This window comes from Flavobacterium glucosi (assembly GCF_048286535.1).
Lineage (GTDB): Bacteria > Bacteroidota > Bacteroidia > Flavobacteriales > Flavobacteriaceae > Flavobacterium.
On sequence record NZ_JBLVPK010000005.1, the window covers coordinates 163656 to 179706 of the forward strand.

Annotated in this window: 18 protein-coding genes; 8 read left to right on the forward strand and 10 right to left on the reverse strand. The window is 32.1% G+C overall.

Annotation, left to right across the window (positions count from 1 at the left end):
• Positions 1-2: 2 nt before the first annotated feature.
• The gene (locus ACNQGD_RS10865) at positions 3-1964 is read right to left on the reverse strand and encodes a KUP/HAK/KT family potassium transporter (protein ID WP_417994649.1); all 1962 of its coding nucleotides are present in this window, start codon (positions 1962-1964) and stop codon (positions 3-5) included.
• 118 nt (positions 1965-2082) lie between these two features.
• On the reverse strand, positions 2083-3438 hold the full coding sequence (locus tag ACNQGD_RS10870; protein WP_417999288.1) for a hypothetical protein: 1356 nt from the start codon (positions 3436-3438) through the stop codon (positions 2083-2085).
• A 117-nt stretch (positions 3439-3555) separates the two neighbouring features.
• Here ACNQGD_RS10870 and ACNQGD_RS10875 point away from each other — a divergent pair, with 117 nt between their 5' ends.
• On the forward strand, positions 3556-4617 hold the full coding sequence (locus ACNQGD_RS10875) for a sialidase family protein (protein WP_417999289.1): 1062 nt from the start codon (positions 3556-3558) through the stop codon (positions 4615-4617).
• 70 nt (positions 4618-4687) lie between these two features.
• On the opposite strand, the gene ACNQGD_RS10880 is transcribed toward ACNQGD_RS10875, so the two are convergent.
• The 5 genes from ACNQGD_RS10880 to ACNQGD_RS10900 form a co-directional block, all read right to left on the reverse strand.
• Positions 4688-5146, reverse strand: coding sequence for a sensor of ECF-type sigma factor (locus ACNQGD_RS10880; protein WP_417994219.1), 459 nt, complete (start codon positions 5144-5146; stop codon positions 4688-4690).
• Between the two features lie 48 nt (positions 5147-5194).
• On the reverse strand, positions 5195-5611 hold the full coding sequence (locus ACNQGD_RS10885; protein ID WP_417999290.1) for a hypothetical protein: 417 nt from the start codon (positions 5609-5611) through the stop codon (positions 5195-5197).
• A gap of 33 nt (positions 5612-5644) precedes the next feature.
• Entirely contained in the window at positions 5645-6187 is a 543-nt protein-coding gene (locus ACNQGD_RS10890; protein ID WP_417999291.1) for an RNA polymerase sigma factor, read from the reverse strand.
• Positions 6188-6250: 63 nt separating this feature from the next.
• Entirely contained in the window at positions 6251-7372 is a 1122-nt protein-coding gene (locus ACNQGD_RS10895; RefSeq protein ID WP_417999292.1) for an SRPBCC family protein, read from the reverse strand.
• A 284-nt stretch (positions 7373-7656) separates the two neighbouring features.
• On the reverse strand, positions 7657-7845 hold the full coding sequence (locus tag ACNQGD_RS10900) for a hypothetical protein (RefSeq protein ID WP_417994215.1): 189 nt from the start codon (positions 7843-7845) through the stop codon (positions 7657-7659).
• Positions 7846-7926: 81 nt separating this feature from the next.
• On the opposite strand from ACNQGD_RS10900, the gene ACNQGD_RS10905 reads away from it, so the two are divergent.
• Complete coding sequence (locus tag ACNQGD_RS10905; RefSeq protein WP_417994214.1) at positions 7927-8319, forward strand: pyrophosphohydrolase domain-containing protein; 393 nt, start codon at positions 7927-7929, stop codon at positions 8317-8319.
• Positions 8320-8405: 86 nt separating this feature from the next.
• Here the strand turns inward: ACNQGD_RS10905 and ACNQGD_RS10910 are convergent, their stop codons facing one another.
• The gene (locus ACNQGD_RS10910) at positions 8406-9473 is read right to left on the reverse strand and encodes a branched-chain amino acid aminotransferase (protein WP_417999293.1); all 1068 of its coding nucleotides are present in this window, start codon (positions 9471-9473) and stop codon (positions 8406-8408) included.
• Positions 9474-9775: 302 nt separating this feature from the next.
• Here ACNQGD_RS10910 and mnmC2 point away from each other — a divergent pair, with 302 nt between their 5' ends.
• Both mnmC2 and ACNQGD_RS10920 read left to right on the forward strand, forming a co-directional pair.
• A complete protein-coding gene (gene mnmC2 / locus ACNQGD_RS10915; protein WP_417994212.1) occupies positions 9776-10438 on the forward strand; it encodes a tRNA (5-methylaminomethyl-2-thiouridine)(34)-methyltransferase MnmC2 in 663 nt (220 codons plus the stop codon).
• Positions 10439-10608: 170 nt separating this feature from the next.
• Complete coding sequence (locus tag ACNQGD_RS10920; RefSeq protein ID WP_417994211.1) at positions 10609-10806, forward strand: hypothetical protein; 198 nt, start codon at positions 10609-10611, stop codon at positions 10804-10806.
• A gap of 228 nt (positions 10807-11034) precedes the next feature.
• Here ACNQGD_RS10920 and ACNQGD_RS10925 read toward each other — a convergent pair whose 3' ends face one another.
• A complete protein-coding gene (locus ACNQGD_RS10925) occupies positions 11035-11979 on the reverse strand; it encodes a LysR substrate-binding domain-containing protein (protein ID WP_417994210.1) in 945 nt (314 codons plus the stop codon).
• A 97-nt stretch (positions 11980-12076) separates the two neighbouring features.
• Between ACNQGD_RS10925 and ACNQGD_RS10930 the strand changes: the two genes are divergently transcribed.
• The 4 genes from ACNQGD_RS10930 (at position 12077) to can (ending at position 15452) form a co-directional block, all read left to right on the forward strand.
• Entirely contained in the window at positions 12077-12556 is a 480-nt protein-coding gene (locus ACNQGD_RS10930; protein ID WP_417994209.1) for a Dps family protein, read from the forward strand.
• A gap of 135 nt (positions 12557-12691) precedes the next feature.
• A complete protein-coding gene (locus ACNQGD_RS10935) occupies positions 12692-12967 on the forward strand; it encodes a hypothetical protein (protein WP_417994208.1) in 276 nt (91 codons plus the stop codon).
• 85 nt (positions 12968-13052) lie between these two features.
• Positions 13053-14711, forward strand: coding sequence for a SulP family inorganic anion transporter (locus ACNQGD_RS10940; RefSeq protein WP_417997567.1), 1659 nt, complete (start codon positions 13053-13055; stop codon positions 14709-14711).
• Between the two features lie 105 nt (positions 14712-14816).
• The gene (gene can, locus ACNQGD_RS10945) at positions 14817-15452 is read left to right on the forward strand and encodes a carbonate dehydratase (RefSeq protein ID WP_417994206.1); all 636 of its coding nucleotides are present in this window, start codon (positions 14817-14819) and stop codon (positions 15450-15452) included.
• A 129-nt stretch (positions 15453-15581) separates the two neighbouring features.
• Here can and ACNQGD_RS10950 read toward each other — a convergent pair whose 3' ends face one another.
• Positions 15582-16001 carry a nucleoside-diphosphate kinase gene (locus ACNQGD_RS10950; RefSeq protein WP_039109514.1) on the reverse strand — a complete coding sequence of 140 codons (420 nt, stop codon included), beginning with the start codon at positions 15999-16001 and terminating at the stop codon, positions 15582-15584.
• Positions 16002-16051 lie beyond the last annotated feature (50 nt).

Genomic DNA, 16051 nt, shown 5'->3' on the forward strand with positions numbered 1-16051 from the left:
GATTACTTTACTCTTGTCAACGCTATTTTTTCAGGTGCATGAAGCACCATTGGAAATTTTTCAATTTTAACAGAGCTGCTGTCTAAGCCAAAGGCTCTTTCTTCGGATAAACTTAATTTTTTAATGAAGAAATAGGAATTCATGATTATTTTTTCATACCATCTCAAGTCACTATCATTGGAAAGGAACTTTTCAGATAATACAAATTTGAAATCCCCTATAATGTTATTTTTATTCAAAGATTCGTACCTGCTGGTGATATCTACTTCTCCTTTTTGTACCATATCTTTAATTACTTCTTTAAACATCAGGTTTATTTTGGTAGGCTCTCTAAAACCTAAATTGAAGTCAACTCGATACAAGTCATCTTTGACAATTTCGGTTACTTTATATTCGGTTTTATACGGTTCCGTTAATATATTGACGTGTACAAACCAATATATATCAGCTCTTTTAGGTCTTTTTTGTAAAATCGAATACATTACTTTTTCTTCAATTTCATCGACTCTGCCCGCATTAGTCATATAAACTAAATGTGTTGCATATTTAGGTATTGTTAAATCAGTACTTAATTCAACGAGTACTTTTTTGTAATCTTCAATTTTGACAATTTTGGTGTAGCTCTTATTAATTTTTTTAGCTAAATACCAAATTGTCATTATACTTATTAAAGAAATTGCGATAAAAAGGGTTACGTAGCCCCCTTCAGCAAACTTAGTAATGTTGGCGGCTAGAAAACTAAATTCAATTATTAAATAAATGGTAATTAGCGGTACAATAAAATACAATTTCACTCGTTTCATTATCAAATAAAAATTCAGTAAAATAGTGGTCATTATCATACATAAAATAATAGCGAGACCATATGCATGTTCCATATTGCTGGATTCTTCAAAGTGCAATACGATACCAACACATCCAATAAACAATAACCAGTTTATAGACGGAATATACAATTGCCCTTTTAATTCAGTAGGATATTTTATTTTTACTTTTGGCCAAAAATTCAATCGCATCGCTTCATTTATCAAAGTAAATGAGCCACTAATTAATGCTTGGGAAGCAATAACGGCAGCAAGTGTGGCTATAATAATTCCTATAGGTTGAAACCAGTCTGGCATTATTAGGTAAAATGGATTTCCGTTTTTTCCTCCTAAAGTTTGTAGCGTTTCTCCTTCGTGATGTATTAAATAAGCGGCTTGGCCAAAATAATTTAGCACTAAAGCAATTTTTACAAAAATCCAGCTGATTCTAATGTTTTTTCGGCCGCAATGTCCCATGTCTGAGTACAATGCTTCAGCACCGGTTGTACAAAGGAATACAAATCCTAAAACAAAAAAGCCTTCTGGATGAATGGTCAATAAATGATAAGCGTAGTACGGATTAATGGCTTTTAATACCTCAGTGTGTTGAGAAATTTGCGTGATTCCCAGAACTGCAAGCATTCCAAACCAAATTAGCATCATCGGTGCGAAAAATTTACCGACTAATTTGGTTCCAAATTGTTGAATAGTAAAAAGTATAAATAGGATTCCAATAACAATTGGGATAGTATTTATTTCAGGATAATAGGTTCTGATTCCCTCAACTGCAGAGGATACTGAGATAGGAGGGGTAATGATTCCATCAGCAAGTAATGCACTTCCCCCAATTATTGCAGGGACTATTAACCATTGGATTTTTGTTTTTTTGACTAAAGCATATAATGCAAAAATACCGCCCTCGCCATGATTGTCAGCACTTAGAGTAATGAGGACGTACTTTATGGTGGTTTGCAAAGTAAGTGTCCAAAAAACACATGAAATTCCGCCCAAAACAATATCAGCATTAATAATATGATCCCCAAGAATGGCTTTCATTACGTATAATGGTGAAGTTCCAATATCACCGTAAATTATTCCTAATGAAATTAATAATCCACCTAATGTCCATTTACTATGGAGGTCTTTGTGTGAAGTGCTCATGAAAAATTTTTAAAAAACTGGTCAAATTTACACTTTTAAAATAAAATAGCGCTTTTTTTACAATAAAAAAAAACACGGCAGTAGGAGCCGTGTTTTTTAAGTTTTCTATTGAAGCCTTTTAAGATTTTCTGTTGTCATTTCTTGATGAATTGCCTCTTTGAGATTCATTTCTTTGAGGAGCTGATTCTCTTGAAGAACTACCTCTGTTTTGAGAATTATCTCTTTGAGAATTTCCTCTTTCTGGCGTTGCCTGAGTTGAAGGGCTAGTTCTGTTTTGAGAATAATCTCTTTGAGAATTGCCTCTTTGTGGCGCTGCCTGAGTTGAAGGGCTAGTTCTGTTTTGAGAATAATCTCTTTGAGAATTGCCTCTTTGTGGCGCTGCCTGAGTTGAAGTGCTAGTTCTGTTTTGAGAATAATCTCTTTGAGAATTTCCTCTTTGTGGCGCTGCCTGAGTTGAAGGGCTAGTTCTGTTTTGAGAATAATCTCTTTGTGAATTTCCCCTTTGTGGCGTTGCCTGACTAGAAGGATTGGTTCTGTTTTGAGAGTAATCTCTTTGTGAATTTCCTCTTTGCGGCGCTACTTCTCTCGAAGGATTGGTTCTGTTTTGAGAATAATCTCTTGATGAACCGGACCTTTGTGGAGTTGATTCTCTTGATGAACCAGTTCTGTTTTGAGAATAATCTCTTTGATTTCCTATTCTTCTATTAGAGTAACCCACTTCGTTTCTTGAACCTCTTCTTTGATCTAATTCGTAACGGTTTGTTACATTAGCATTTCTTCTGGAAAAGGAATAATTTGGGTATTGTCTTTCATAACCATTTGAACGTCTAGAGCTGTGTAAAACAATTGCGCGCTCACTTCTTCTGTAATTAACATAATTGTAATTATTGTTGATGTTCAAGCTAATATTGATGTTATTTCTATATCTGAATATTGGAAATGGATTCCATGCATAATAATAAGAAGGATAATACCCCCAATTCCATGTAGAATAATAAGGACGATAATTAGCAGACCAGAATGAAGCATATATTAGTGGAGTGCTATAATATACAGGCTCATAAATATAATTTTGACCATACATGTATACGTCTCCTACGACTTGAACGTGAATGTTATTGTTTCTGTCTTTTTCAACGTCAATTGTAGCTACATCTTGATAAACATCAGTATCTATAACAGATTGAATGATAATTACGTGAGTCCGATTTTCGACAGTTTCTATAACTCTTAAATAATCAACTTCGTTGTCATTATTCAAATCTAAATTTGATATTTGTAGTTCAGGATCATTCAGGCGTCGTTCAAAATCTTGTAGATTTCTTGAATCTCCAAAAATTGAAGCAACAGCTCTCAGATCAAGATTGTCACTGATTTCATTATTCATTGCATTTACTGATGTTCTATCTTGCGCCTGTATTTGTGTTGCGAAAACAGTAGTCAATAGACTCAATAGTAGTAGTTTAGTTTTCATAATTAATTGAATTAAGTTTGTTCCTTTTTTTGATCATCCAATTACTGTGCCAATTAATTTAAACCTTTTTTACGGTTCTTATTATTAATTGTAAATTAGCCATAAAATTTATAAAAGATGAGAACTTTTTTTTTGATTGTATTGATTTCAACTGTTTTAATATCCTGTAAAACGGCCGATTTTGCTGTAAAAAATGCTACTGATACTGAATTTAAGTCCGTTGTAGTAGACACATTATTTCAGGATAAAATAAGTATCAGAGCCATTTTAATTGATGCAAATAAAGTTTGGTTTGCTGCTGATAAAGGAAGATTTGGTTTTTTTAATTTAGATAATAATCAAAAATTTGAAAGCAAAATCATCAAAGATTCTTTAAAGCTTGAGTTTAGAAGTAATGCCAAAACAAAAAAGCATGTTTTTATTTTAAATGTTGGAAATCCAGCCTTGTTATATCAAATTTCAAAAAACGGAAAAGAAACAAAATTAGTGTATCAGGAGAATCACGAGAAAGTGTTTTATGATAGCATGCAGTTTTGGAATGATAAAGAGGGGATAGCCATGGGAGACCCAATCGCCGATTGTCTCAACGTTATAATTACTCGTGATGGAGGAAATTCATGGAATAAAGTTCCATTAGGTAAATTACCACAAGTGATCGACGGAGAAGCAGCTTTTGCGGCAAGCAACACTAACATTATAATTAAAGGGGATAATACATGGATTGTTTCCGGTGGAAAAAAATCAAGAGTTTTTTATTCTCCAAACAAGGGAAATTCATGGACAGTGTATGATACGCCAATAGTACAAGGAAAATCAATGACCGGAATTTTTACGGCAGATTTTTATGATGCTCAAACTGGATTTGTTTCCGGAGGGGATTATGAAGTGCGGAATCAAAATTTTTCTAATAAAGCAATAACTAATGATGGAGGGAAAACATGGAAGTTAATAGCAGAAAATCAAGGGTTTGGATATGCTTCTTGTGTGCAATATGTTCCTGGAAGTAACGGCAAAGGTCTAGTAACAGTTGGTTTCTCAGGAATATACTATTCCTCAGATGGTGGTACTTCATGGAAACAATTAGCAACAGATTCAACTCTTAATACGATAAGGTTTATAGATAAGCATACAGCAATTGCAGCGGGGCAAAATAAAATGATTCGCATCAGTTTTAAATAATAAAAAACACCCTAAGTCTTATATAATCTAAGCTTAGGGTGTTTTTTTTTGAACTAATAAAAATAAAAGATTATCTTTTTTGACCTTTGTTGCGATATTGTTGCAGCAATTTTCTATTGAAATCTTCCTCGGCTTTTTTAAGTTTAACTATTTTTACGGCTGGTAAAATTGTTCTTACATTTTGCATGAATTTTTTTCGCAATAAAAACAACTCTTCTTCAGTATCTTCTATTTGGGCCAAAAAGATATTTGCTTCTTTTTCAGTTATTTTATCCAGCGAGCCATCATTCATTCTTCTCATGTAGGTTTTCATTTTTTGATGTCTCAGTTCAAACTGTTTGTCATCAAATGTATTGTAGATTGGCCAGAATCTTTCGGCTTCATTAGTTGTTAAGTCTAATTCAGTCGTAAAAAAAGCTGCTTTTAAAGCTTTTATTTGCTCTTTTTTCTCTTTCATACTTTCGCCTTGAGCGTAAAAGTTAAAAGAAACGAATAGCAATAGTATTGGTACTAATTTTTTTAAGTTCATTTCGTATTTATTTAATTATAGCTTTGAATGAAAGCTTTACAGTCTGGTTTATTCTAAAATAAGATTTTCTAAGTTTGAATTTATTGATAAATGTTCTTCAATTGCTTCATCTTCTATAATAACACCGGCTTTTATGTTATTAATATCTTCGGGTTCTAGCACACTTATCAAGTCATATTGATTTACATTAGACTGATAGGTGATGTAATTTTCTAAAGCCGCAGCGTCTAATTCTTTTGTGTTTGTCGAAGAAGGACTGAAAATTGGAATCATCAATGCAAGTACTAAAATTGCTGCGACTGCCATTACAACTAAAGTTTTTCTTTTTTGAAAAATAGAAATTACTTTTGGCTCGTTTTTAGGCAATTGCTCCATCATTTTGATTGAAAAATTTTCAAAATAATGCTCTGGAGTTTTAAATCCAGTTTCAATTTTAGGGTGGTTCTCTAATTTAAATGTTTTCATAATATGTTTTAGACAGTGTTACAGCTAAAAGGTTTAATTTGTCGAAACAAAAGCTTCTATTTTTTTTACAGCAAGATGATAAGATGCTTTTAATCCACCAACAGTGGTTCCCAGAATTTGCGAGATTTCTTCGTATTTCAGTTCTTGAAAATATTTCATTTTAAAAACCAATTGTTGCTTTTCAGGCAATAATGCAATCGCTTTTTGTAATTTTATTTGAATTTCATTTCCGTCAAAAAATACGTCAGCTTCCAGATTATCGATAGTTTTATTTTGTAAAGTTTCTGATGAAATGCCACTTGTTTTTGATTTTTGTTTCAAAAACGTCAAGGCTTCATTCGTAGCGATGCGATACATCCATGAAAAAAGTTTGCTTTCTCCTTTGAAATTTTTTAAATTTTGAAATATTTTTATAAAAGTATTTTGCAACACATCATTAGCATCATCGTGATTCAAAACGATGGTACGAATGTGATTGTATAACGGCCTTTGATAATCCTTTAATAACTGCTGAAACGCTTGATTTTGCGCTTTAGGGTCTAACAATTGATTTATAAATTCCTGTTCTTCTTGCAAAGCGATTATTTAAGAGTTAGAATAGAATTTATTATAAAGGTTTAATCTGCTTAAAAAAAGATATTAAAATTCAGATTGTTCTTCTTCTTTATTTATTACGGGTACGGGAGTTTTTATGACCTCTTCTTTCTTGACAGCTGCAGGAGTAAAAGTAGGCACAGGAATTGCTTTTGGTTGTATTGGATAGTAAATTTCTGTAACCCATTTCGAAGGATTTTTAATTTCGGTCCTACTAATATTGAAATTCTCTAAATGAGAAAATGTAGGATCAAGAGCAATTCGATTCGTGTTAATATACGCTTTAGCTTTATCCAACGCTTTTTTAGTATGCGAATAGTCCCCTGTTAAAGTAGTTTTAATGGCGTCGAATGGCTCCAGTTTTCCAGTTAAAATATCACTTCCTGAGCTTGTTAAGATTTGATTTTTTATAGGTACACAAAAAGATAATTTGGTTAATCCGCTTACGGAATCATAAGTGTGGTAAATTATAAATGGTTTTCCGTTTAATTCGATATTATTTTGTTCGCAAAAAGCAATCATTTTTGGGAATACGATTTGACCGTTTTTAATAACCTTTGAAATTTCACTGGTAAAGGTTTGCCTTAAATAAAAAGTGCCAAGTTTTTTTACCAATCCATTTACTTTTACCGCATAAGTATTAATTTCAAAATCAAGAGTCTTGTCTAAATTTGCTAAGCTCTTTTCATACATTTTGCCTATGATTTTATTTATGCCTCCATTAAAAGCAGTGTAAACTTTCATAGTAAAACTCATTTTTCCGGTAGTTTTCCATGTTACTTTTGTTCCGCCGATTGTATCTTTAAAACTCCAAAAAACCGATGATGAAGTTCCATCGTAATTCATTTTTTGAGAAATACTATCATTTTCTTTTATAAAAAGGGTTAACATATCACCAGTGCCCTCTTTTCCTTCCCAGGAAAAGGAAGCACCGGGACCAATTGTTTTTTTAGAATATGTAATTTGCATTTCAGGATCTTCAACAACCCATGAGCTAAAATCTTCCCAGTTTCTATAATCATTAACAAAATTAAATACGGTTGATTTTGGAGAATTGATGATTTGACTTTTTTCTACAGTAAAATCTCCTTTTTGAGTTGCTACAAAAATGGATAAAGCCACAAAACTTAGCAATAGTAAAAGAAATAAGTATTTTAAAATCCTCATAATATACAGGTTTGTTAATTTTTGTAAAGTTAAAGATTTTATTTACAAGTCATCGAAAGTGTTAAATAAATATGGATGATTTTCTAAATAAAACAGGTTTGTCTATTTGCGTTTGACTGGCATTTAAAGTTGTCTTTATACTAGTCGATCATTTGTATCTGATTATTTTTCGAATAAAAATGGAATTTGCCGATTGACTTAGCGTGTTAAGTGTTTGTTTTTTAGCGTTGATTAAATAAAAAAGTCCACTATTTAGTGGACATTATTTGTTTGGTTTGAAAAAACTAACGTTTGAAAAACACTTTTATCAAAAATAAAATTCCAATAAAAATTCCAAATCCTATCAGAATCTTGTAATTCCCTTTGTAAAACTCTTTGTGTATTTTTAAATCTTTTCGATAAGAATAAATTGCAGCAATAACAAATGCAACAAAAAACAAGCCTGCAAACACTAATTGACCTTGACTAAACATAGTTTAAATTATTTCCGGTAAATTTAGTTAATAGTTTAGAAATAGTTGCTAATTTGCTTTTTCATTTAACAAAATAAAAAAATGCAAAAACAGATAAACTCAGTTAAAGAATTTCATACAGCTTTTAAAATTGGTCACAGTGAAACTCCTACAGCTGACTTAGGAGAAAGTAAACACACACTTCGGTACAACTTAATGAAAGAGGAAAACGAAGAATATCTGGAAGCAGTTCAAAACAATGATTTGGTAGAAATTGCAGATGCATTGGGTGATATGATGTATATCCTTTGCGGAACCATTATCGAACATGGTTTACAGCATAAAATAGAAGCAGTTTTTGACGAAATTCAACGCAGTAATATGAGTAAGTTAGGCGAAGATGGCAAACCCATTTATCGTGAAGACGGCAAAGTCATGAAAGGGCCTAATTATTTTAAACCTAATTTCTCTAAAATACTGGAGACTAAAGAATAGCGCTTGAAGTTTTATATATGGATGAGACATAAAAAAAGCGATTTTCACACTGAAAATCGCTTTTTTTAAATTATAAAATCTTGAATTTATACTTTAACAGTCCATCCAAAAGTATCTTCTTCTAATTTATTTTGAATGTTTTCCAACTTAGTCTTTAGTTGTAAAGCCATTGTCTTTTCAGTTTTTGCCAATTCATAATAAATATCTTGGTAAGAGAATCCAGAAATTGGACTTACTACAGCAGCTGTTCCGGCACCAAAAATTTCTTTTAAACTTCCATTTTTAGCAGCCTCAACAAGCTCAGATACTAAAACCGAACGTATATCTACATTTATACCTTCACTTTTTGCTAAATCAATCAGTGTTTTTCTAGTTACACCGTCAAGAATTCTTTCGCTTGTAGGTGCAGTTAGTAATGTATCATTTATTCTGAAAAATACATTCATAGTACCCGCTTCTTCCAGTTTAGTATGCGTTGCATCATCAGTCCAAATTACTTGTTGAAAACCTTCTTTATTCGCTAAATTAGTTGGGTAAAATTGAGCACCATAATTTCCGGCAGCTTTTGCAGCTCCTATTCCTCCATTTGCAGCTCTACTGAAATGTTCCGCAATAAGTACTTTTACATCACCAGAATAATAAGAACTCACTGGCGATAAAATGATCATGAATTTATAATCATCCGAAGGATTCGCAATTACTCCAGTACCTGTTGCAATCATAAATGGTCTGATGTACATAGAATTTCCTTTTCCTTTTTTAATCCAAGCATCGTCTAATTGCAACAATTGATTCAGACCGCTCATAAATATCTCTTCAGGAACTTCCGGCATAGCCATTCTTACCGCAGACGTATTAAAACGCTTGTAGTTTTCATCAGGTCTAAAAAGCCAAACGTCATCATTCACATCTTTGTAAGCTTTCATGCCTTCAAAAATCGCTTGACCATAATGAAAAACTCGAGTTGATGGGTCTAATAAAAATGGTGCGTAGGGTTTAATGACCGGTTTTTGCCATTCTCCGTTTTTATAATCACATTCAAATAGATGATCTGTAAAAACAGAACCAAAGCTTAAGTTTGAAAAATCAACTTCATTTATTTTTGTAGAGGAAGCTTTTATTGTTTCAATTTTGTTGGTTTGAGTAGTACTCATAGTAATGTATTGTTTTTTGATTTTTTTTAAATGACAAACTGGAGCTTAAAAAACTAGATTTCTATAAGTTAAAGTTTAATCTTTGCAAAATTAAATAAAAATCAACAAAAGACTTGTCAAAAAACTATTAATTATAGCATTTAACTAAGATTTGTTTGCATTTTAAAAAAAACAAAAAAATCATGCCCATTTCTATTGATTATACAATAAATATAGATTTTTCAGAGGCAAACGTAGTAGATTTTGATTAATTTTGGACAAACATTGTAGTTTTTAATTCAATATAACCTCAAAATCCAATTTTGAAAAGAGAAATAATCCAAACACTGGATGGTTCAACCACCATTCACATAGCAGAATGGGACGAATGTTATCATTCTAAACATGGTGCTATACAGGAAGCACAGCATGTATTTATTAAAAACGGCCTTTCATTATTTCAAAATAGGAATGTCTCTATTTTGGAAATAGGATTTGGCACAGGTTTAAATGCCTTTATCACTTTACTGGAATCAAAAAAAATGCAGCAATCAATTGATTATGTTGGAGTAGAAGCCTATCCAATTTCAGTAGATGAAGTTTTGCAGATGAATTATGTCACAGAATTAAATGCAAGCCAAGAAAGTGTAATTTTTGATAGCATGCATGAAAGCAATTGGGGAGAAAAAATTGATTTAAGAGATGATTTTTCACTGACTAAAAGGAAACAATTTTTTGAAGAAATTGATGATATTGATCAATTTGATTTAATTTATTTTGATGCTTTTGGGTACAGAGTGCAACCTGAATTGTGGAGTACAGCTGTTTTTGAGAAGATGTATAAGGCGCTTAAAGCGAATGGTGTGTTGGTTACTTACGCGGCCAGAGGAGTTGTTAAAAGGAGTATGATTGAAGTGGGTTTTACTGTCGAAAAACTTGCAGGACCACCCGGAAAAAGAGAAATGTTTCGTGCTAGAAAAAGCTAGGACTTATAATTTAAGTTATTTGTAATCAAGTGTTTATTATTTTTTTGATCTAAAATCTATGAATTAATAATAAAAAATTAAAACTACGTTAAATAGTTATGTTGTAATAAAAAAAAATGTATTTTTACAACACTTTAGAATTCAATATCTAACTAAAATCAACGTTTATTATGTCAAAAATCATGTATGATTATACAAAATCAATTTTAGAAAGAGTGAGTTTTGATCCATTGCTTTTTTGCAAGGAATTAGAAAAAGCCATTAAAACATTGTTGCCCTATGAAATGGAGCAATTGCGAGAATGGTTATTAAATTTCACAATTGGAAAACCAGAATTAAAAGAATGTTTGATAATCGTAAATTCATAAAAAAAAAAGGAAACCGCAAAACGGAGGGCACTGAAAAACTACCTATAAATAAAAGGGCTTAAACTTTAAATCAGTTTAAGCCCTTCTCTTTGCTATATTTTCATACTTAAAAGTTTTTAAACTTGATTGAGCGATTCTCAGAGCGTTTATTCTGTTTTCCCATCAAGATTTTGTCGAAATTTTTTCTAGCGGGACTTTTTCAGTGCCCTCGCAAAACGGTTCCTTTTTTTATTTTTTAGGAAGTGAACTTATAATTTGAACATTTTGAAATACGATTGCCCCTTTTACAACTCCTGCTATTGTATTGCGAAGCGCATCAATTATCTGTATTTTTAATTCGCTCTTAGGGAATATGAGGCTCACCTCTCTGGCGGGTTTAGGTTCCTTAAAGTGGCGTAATTTTGATTTGTCAGTTTCTTTTAAATCTAAGGTGTGTAAATAAGGAAGCAATGTTGTTCCTAAACCTTCGTTGGCTAATTTTATCAGCGTTTCGAAACTACCGCTTTCTATTTGAAAACGATTCGTTACACTTTTACTGGTGCTATTTTTGCACAAATTTAAAATTCCATCACGAAAACAGTGTCCGTCTTGTAATAGCAAGATTTCATCTATGTTTAAATCAGAAACTTCGATTTCATCTTTTTGAAAATGATGATGACCTTCCGGTATGTACGCTACAAAAGGTTCGTAATACAAAACAATTTCTTTTATTTTTTCCTCCATCAAAGGAGTCGCTGCAATGGCAGCATCGAGATGACCATTTTTTAGTTTTATTATAATTTCGTCCGTATTCAACTCTTCGATTATGAGTTTTACTTTTGGGTATTTTTTTATAAAATTATTCAAGAACATTGGCAGTAGCGTAGGCATAATGGTTGGGATTATTCCCAATCTGAATTCACCGCCAATAAATCCTTTTTGCTGCTCTACTATATCCTGAATTCTGTCCGCTTCATTGACGATATTTTTTGCTTGATTGACTATTTTTTGACCAATGTCAGTAAGTTGAATGGGTTTTTTCGTTCTGTCAAATATCTGAATACTTAATTCTTCTTCTATTTTTTGGATTTGCATGCTCAATGTAGGTTGAGTTACAAAACATTTCTCAGCTGCAAGAGTGAAATTTTTGTGTTCGGCTACAGCAAGAACATATTTTAATTGAGTAATTGTCATCTTTTATAGTAATATCTAATGCAAATATAAAAACAATCAATTTAACGTATAGTGTAAAGTGTTGTTTTCTTGCGTATTTTTGTATAAAATAGAAAACATGAAAACAAATATTTTAGGATTACCAGTTAAAGAATCAGAATTGATCGTAAGTGAATTGAACGTTTTATTGTCTAATTTTCAGGTGTATTATCAAAATTTAAGAGGAATTCATTGGAATATTAGAGGGAAACGTTTTTTTGATTTGCACGTTAAATTTGAAGAATTGTATACAGATGCCCAAATTAAAATTGATTTAATTGCCGAAAGAGTTCTTACAGTTGGCGGAACACCATTGCATACTTTTGAAGATTATATCAATAATAATCAGTTAGTTGTAGGTAAAAATATTTCAAACGATGAAAAAGCGGTGCATTTAATTGTTACTTCATTGTCCCATTTGTTAAAAATAGAAAGAGAGATTCTTAACAAAGCTGGTGAAATTAATGATGAAGGGACAAATTCGATGATGAGTGATTTTATCTCAGAACAAGAAAAGACTATATGGATGATGCAAGCTTGGTTAGAAGAAAGCTTGTAATTTTGTAAGAATTTTAAAAAAAGCGACTGAAATGAATTAACATCTTCTTACTTTTATTTAATGTTAATTTTTTTTTAAATTTAGAAAAACGATTGTTATATTTGACAAACTTAATTCTATTTTTGCGCGATGAAAATGATATCTAAAATATTTTTAATACTATTTATCGCTTTTCTCATCACTCCAACAATTGTTACGGTGATTGAGAAAAGCGCAGATATTTCTATTTTCTACAGTCTTTCTGAAGAAGAACATGTGCACAAAGAAATTAAGACCATTTTTTATTTAGAATCTCCTACTGAAGTTGTCGTTTCCTCAAGATTAGCGTCTAATGTTATTCTATCTGAGAATTTATCTAAACACGACAATGTTACCTCCTCGATATTTATTCCCCCACCTAACGAAGTTTAATACAATTTTTGATTTTAATTTTTTAAAATCAATTTTCACAAATAGATGTGGAGAAATTTTTGTATTCAATTTTTAGTTTGGTATTATGACAAAAAAAAACAATCTTTTTGCTAACCTTAAATCTGATTTTGCATCTGGTTTAGTGGTTTTTTTGGTAGCGCTACCGTTGTGTTTAGGTATTGCAATGGCTTCTGGTGCTCCATTATTTTCAGGAATTATTTCAGGAATTATAGGAGGAATAGTTGTAGGCTATTTAAGTACATCTAACATAAGTGTCTCTGGGCCTGCCGCGGGTCTGACTGCAATTGTTCTTACAGCAGTCACTGATTTAGGTGCTTTTGATGTTTTTTTAACCGCAGTCTTCATAGCGGGTGTGATACAATTGATACTAGGATTTGTCAAAGCAGGAAGTATTTCTAATTATTTCCCAACGAATGTCATTGAAGGAATGTTAGCAGGGATTGGAATTATTATTATTCTAAAGCAATTACCGCACGCATTTGGTTACGACAATGATTTTGAAGGAGATCAAGCGTTTTCACAAATGGATGGCAGTAATACATTTTCTGCATTGTTTAGTATTTTTGATTATATCCAAATAGGTTCAATTGTTATTACATTGGTTTCTATGGTAATTTTGATTTCTTGGGATAGAGTTCCTTTTTTGAAAAAATTAAAATTAGTTCCCGGAGCTTTAATTGCTGTGGTTCTTGGAGTGCTCTTGAATGAGATTTTCGTTGCTACCGGAAGTGCATTAGCTATAGGAAAAGAACATTTAGTTTCTTTACCAGTTCCATCATCTTTCGAAGAATTTAAATCGATTATTGTAACTCCTAACCTTTCAGGGGTTATGAATCCAAAAGTTTGGGTAGTAGCGTTTACAATTGCTATTGTTGCTTCGATTGAGACGCTTTTAAGTATTGAAGCATCTGATAGAATGGATGTTCAAAAACGCTATACGGACACTAATAAGGAATTAAAAGCGCAAGGAGTAGGCAACATGGTGAGTTCACTTTTAGGAGGATTGCCATTGACATCTGTAATTGTACGTTCCTCTGCAAACAGTAATTCTGGAGCCAAATCTAAAATGTCTACCATTATCCATGGATTCTTGTTATTAATAAGTGTACTTGTAATTCCAGTAATTCTAAATAAAATTCCGTTGGCTACTCTGGCAGTCATCTTAATCTTAGTTGGATATAAACTGGCTAAACCAGCTACATTCAAACATTTTTGGGACAAAGGAAAATATCAATTTGTGCCCTTTATTGCCACATTATTAGCAGTTGTTTTTTTAGACTTATTAAAAGGAGTTGCTCTGGGAATTATGATCAGTATAGTTTTTGTTTTAAAAGGAAATCTTAAGAGAGCCTACAATTTTAGAAAAGAAGAATATGCAGATGGTGATGTGATTCATATTGATTTGGCTCAAGAAGTTTCTTTCTTGAATAAAGCTGCAATCAAACAAACATTAAATGATATTCCGGAAAATTCTAAGGTCATAATTGATGCCAAAGACACGGTTTATATTGCGCATGATATTTTGGATTTAATCCATGAATTTAAAACCACTAGAGCATTAGATAAAAATATAAAAGTGAAGCTGAAAGGATTTAAAAAAGCCTATCAGTTAGAAAATTCGGAAGGATCTCAAAATCATGTGACTATTGAGCACTATTATGATGCTGCAAAAAGAGTTATTGTCGAAAAGAGAGTAACAGATGAAGAACTTATCAAAGAATAATACTAAAATTAATTAGGGATTAAATTTTAAAAAAAAAAGAGTTCCTTTACATTGTATCAATTAATTTTTTAAACAGATATATAAACAAAATAATCACAAATAATTATGAGCGATTTTTATAAAAAAATATTAGAGAATAATAAAAAATGGGTTGAAACTTCTTTAGCTGGTGATGCCAATTATTTCCAAGATTTGGCCAAAGGTCAAACACCACCATTATTATGGATTGGTTGTTCCGATAGCAGGGTTCCTGCCAATGAAATTATTGGAGCAAAACCCGGAGAAGTTTTTGTACATAGAAACATTGCCAATATGGTGGTGCATAGTGATATGAATATGTTGAGTGTACTGGATTATGCGGTAAATGTTTTGAAAGTAAAACACGTACTGGTTTGCGGGCATTATGGTTGTGGAGGTGTTAAGGCGGCAATGGGGAATGATTCCATTGGTATTATTGACAACTGGATTCGTCATATAAAAGACGTATATCGTTTGCACAGCACGTATTTAGATTCTATCCAAGATGAAACAGAACGTTTTAATACTTTTGTAGAATTGAATGTAAAAGAACAGGTTTTTGATTTAGCCAAAACATCCATTGTACAATCCGCTTGGAAAAACGGTCAGGATTTAACCTTGCATGGATGGGCATACGGACTTAATTCCGGTTTTGTAACAGACTTAGATGTTAATATCAGTTCCGAAAAAGATTTGGACGAAGTGTACCAATTGAAATTTTAATAAAAAATACCTGCAAAACTAAACAGCCACCAAAAAGTTAGATACTATTTGGTGGCTGTTTAGTTTTGCAGGTATTTTTATAAAGCGGTACCGTTTCAGTACTAATTTACCGAAACGGTTCACTAAATACTAGAACTGCTCTCTTCCAGCAAAATGGAAAGCACCTTCGATAGCTGCATTTTCATCGCTATCAGAACCGTGAACTGCATTTTCTCCGATAGAAGTTGCGTAAGCTTTACGTATTGTTCCTTCAGCAGCTTCCGCTGGGTTTGTCGCACCAATTAAAGTTCTGAAATCTTCAACTGCGTTATCTTTTTCTAAAATAGCAGCAACAATTGGTCCTCTTGACATAAATTCAACTAATTCACCGTAGAAAGGTCTTGCAGCGTGAACTTCGTAAAAAGCTTGAGCATCAGCAACAGTTAATTGCGTTAATTTCAAAGAAACGATTTTGAAACCTGCAGTAGTAATCATAGCAAGTATGTTTCCGATGTGTCCGTTAGCAACAGCATCAGGCTTGATCATTGTAAATGTTCTATTAGTAGCCATTTTTTTTATTTTTAAATTTTGTGCAAAAATAGTTTTTTTTTATTGATTTT

Excerpts from the sequence above, each read along its gene's own strand:
- ACNQGD_RS10865 (WP_417994649.1), bottom strand. The coding sequence starts at position 1,964 with ATGAGCACTTCACACAAAGACCTCCATAGTAAATGGACATTAGGTGGA.
- ACNQGD_RS10870 (WP_417999288.1), bottom strand. The coding sequence starts at position 3,438 with ATGAAAACTAAACTACTACTATTGAGTCTATTGACTACTGTTTTCGCA.
- ACNQGD_RS10875 (WP_417999289.1), top strand. The coding sequence starts at position 3,556 with ATGAGAACTTTTTTTTTGATTGTATTGATTTCAACTGTTTTAATATCC.
- ACNQGD_RS10880 (WP_417994219.1), bottom strand. The coding sequence starts at position 5,146 with ATGAACTTAAAAAAATTAGTACCAATACTATTGCTATTCGTTTCTTTT.
- ACNQGD_RS10885 (WP_417999290.1), bottom strand. The coding sequence starts at position 5,611 with ATGAAAACATTTAAATTAGAGAACCACCCTAAAATTGAAACTGGATTT.
- ACNQGD_RS10895 (WP_417999292.1), bottom strand. The coding sequence starts at position 7,372 with ATGAGGATTTTAAAATACTTATTTCTTTTACTATTGCTAAGTTTTGTG.
- ACNQGD_RS10900 (WP_417994215.1), bottom strand. The coding sequence starts at position 7,845 with ATGTTTAGTCAAGGTCAATTAGTGTTTGCAGGCTTGTTTTTTGTTGCA.
- ACNQGD_RS10905 (WP_417994214.1), top strand. The coding sequence starts at position 7,927 with ATGCAAAAACAGATAAACTCAGTTAAAGAATTTCATACAGCTTTTAAA.
- ACNQGD_RS10910 (WP_417999293.1), bottom strand. The coding sequence starts at position 9,473 with ATGAGTACTACTCAAACCAACAAAATTGAAACAATAAAAGCTTCCTCT.
- ACNQGD_RS10920 (WP_417994211.1), top strand. The coding sequence starts at position 10,609 with ATGTCAAAAATCATGTATGATTATACAAAATCAATTTTAGAAAGAGTG.
- ACNQGD_RS10925 (WP_417994210.1), bottom strand. The coding sequence starts at position 11,979 with ATGACAATTACTCAATTAAAATATGTTCTTGCTGTAGCCGAACACAAA.
- ACNQGD_RS10930 (WP_417994209.1), top strand. The coding sequence starts at position 12,077 with ATGAAAACAAATATTTTAGGATTACCAGTTAAAGAATCAGAATTGATC.
- ACNQGD_RS10935 (WP_417994208.1), top strand. The coding sequence starts at position 12,692 with ATGATATCTAAAATATTTTTAATACTATTTATCGCTTTTCTCATCACT.
- ACNQGD_RS10940 (WP_417997567.1), top strand. The coding sequence starts at position 13,053 with ATGACAAAAAAAAACAATCTTTTTGCTAACCTTAAATCTGATTTTGCA.
- can (WP_417994206.1), top strand. The coding sequence starts at position 14,817 with ATGAGCGATTTTTATAAAAAAATATTAGAGAATAATAAAAAATGGGTT.
- ACNQGD_RS10950 (WP_039109514.1), bottom strand. The coding sequence starts at position 16,001 with ATGGCTACTAATAGAACATTTACAATGATCAAGCCTGATGCTGTTGCT.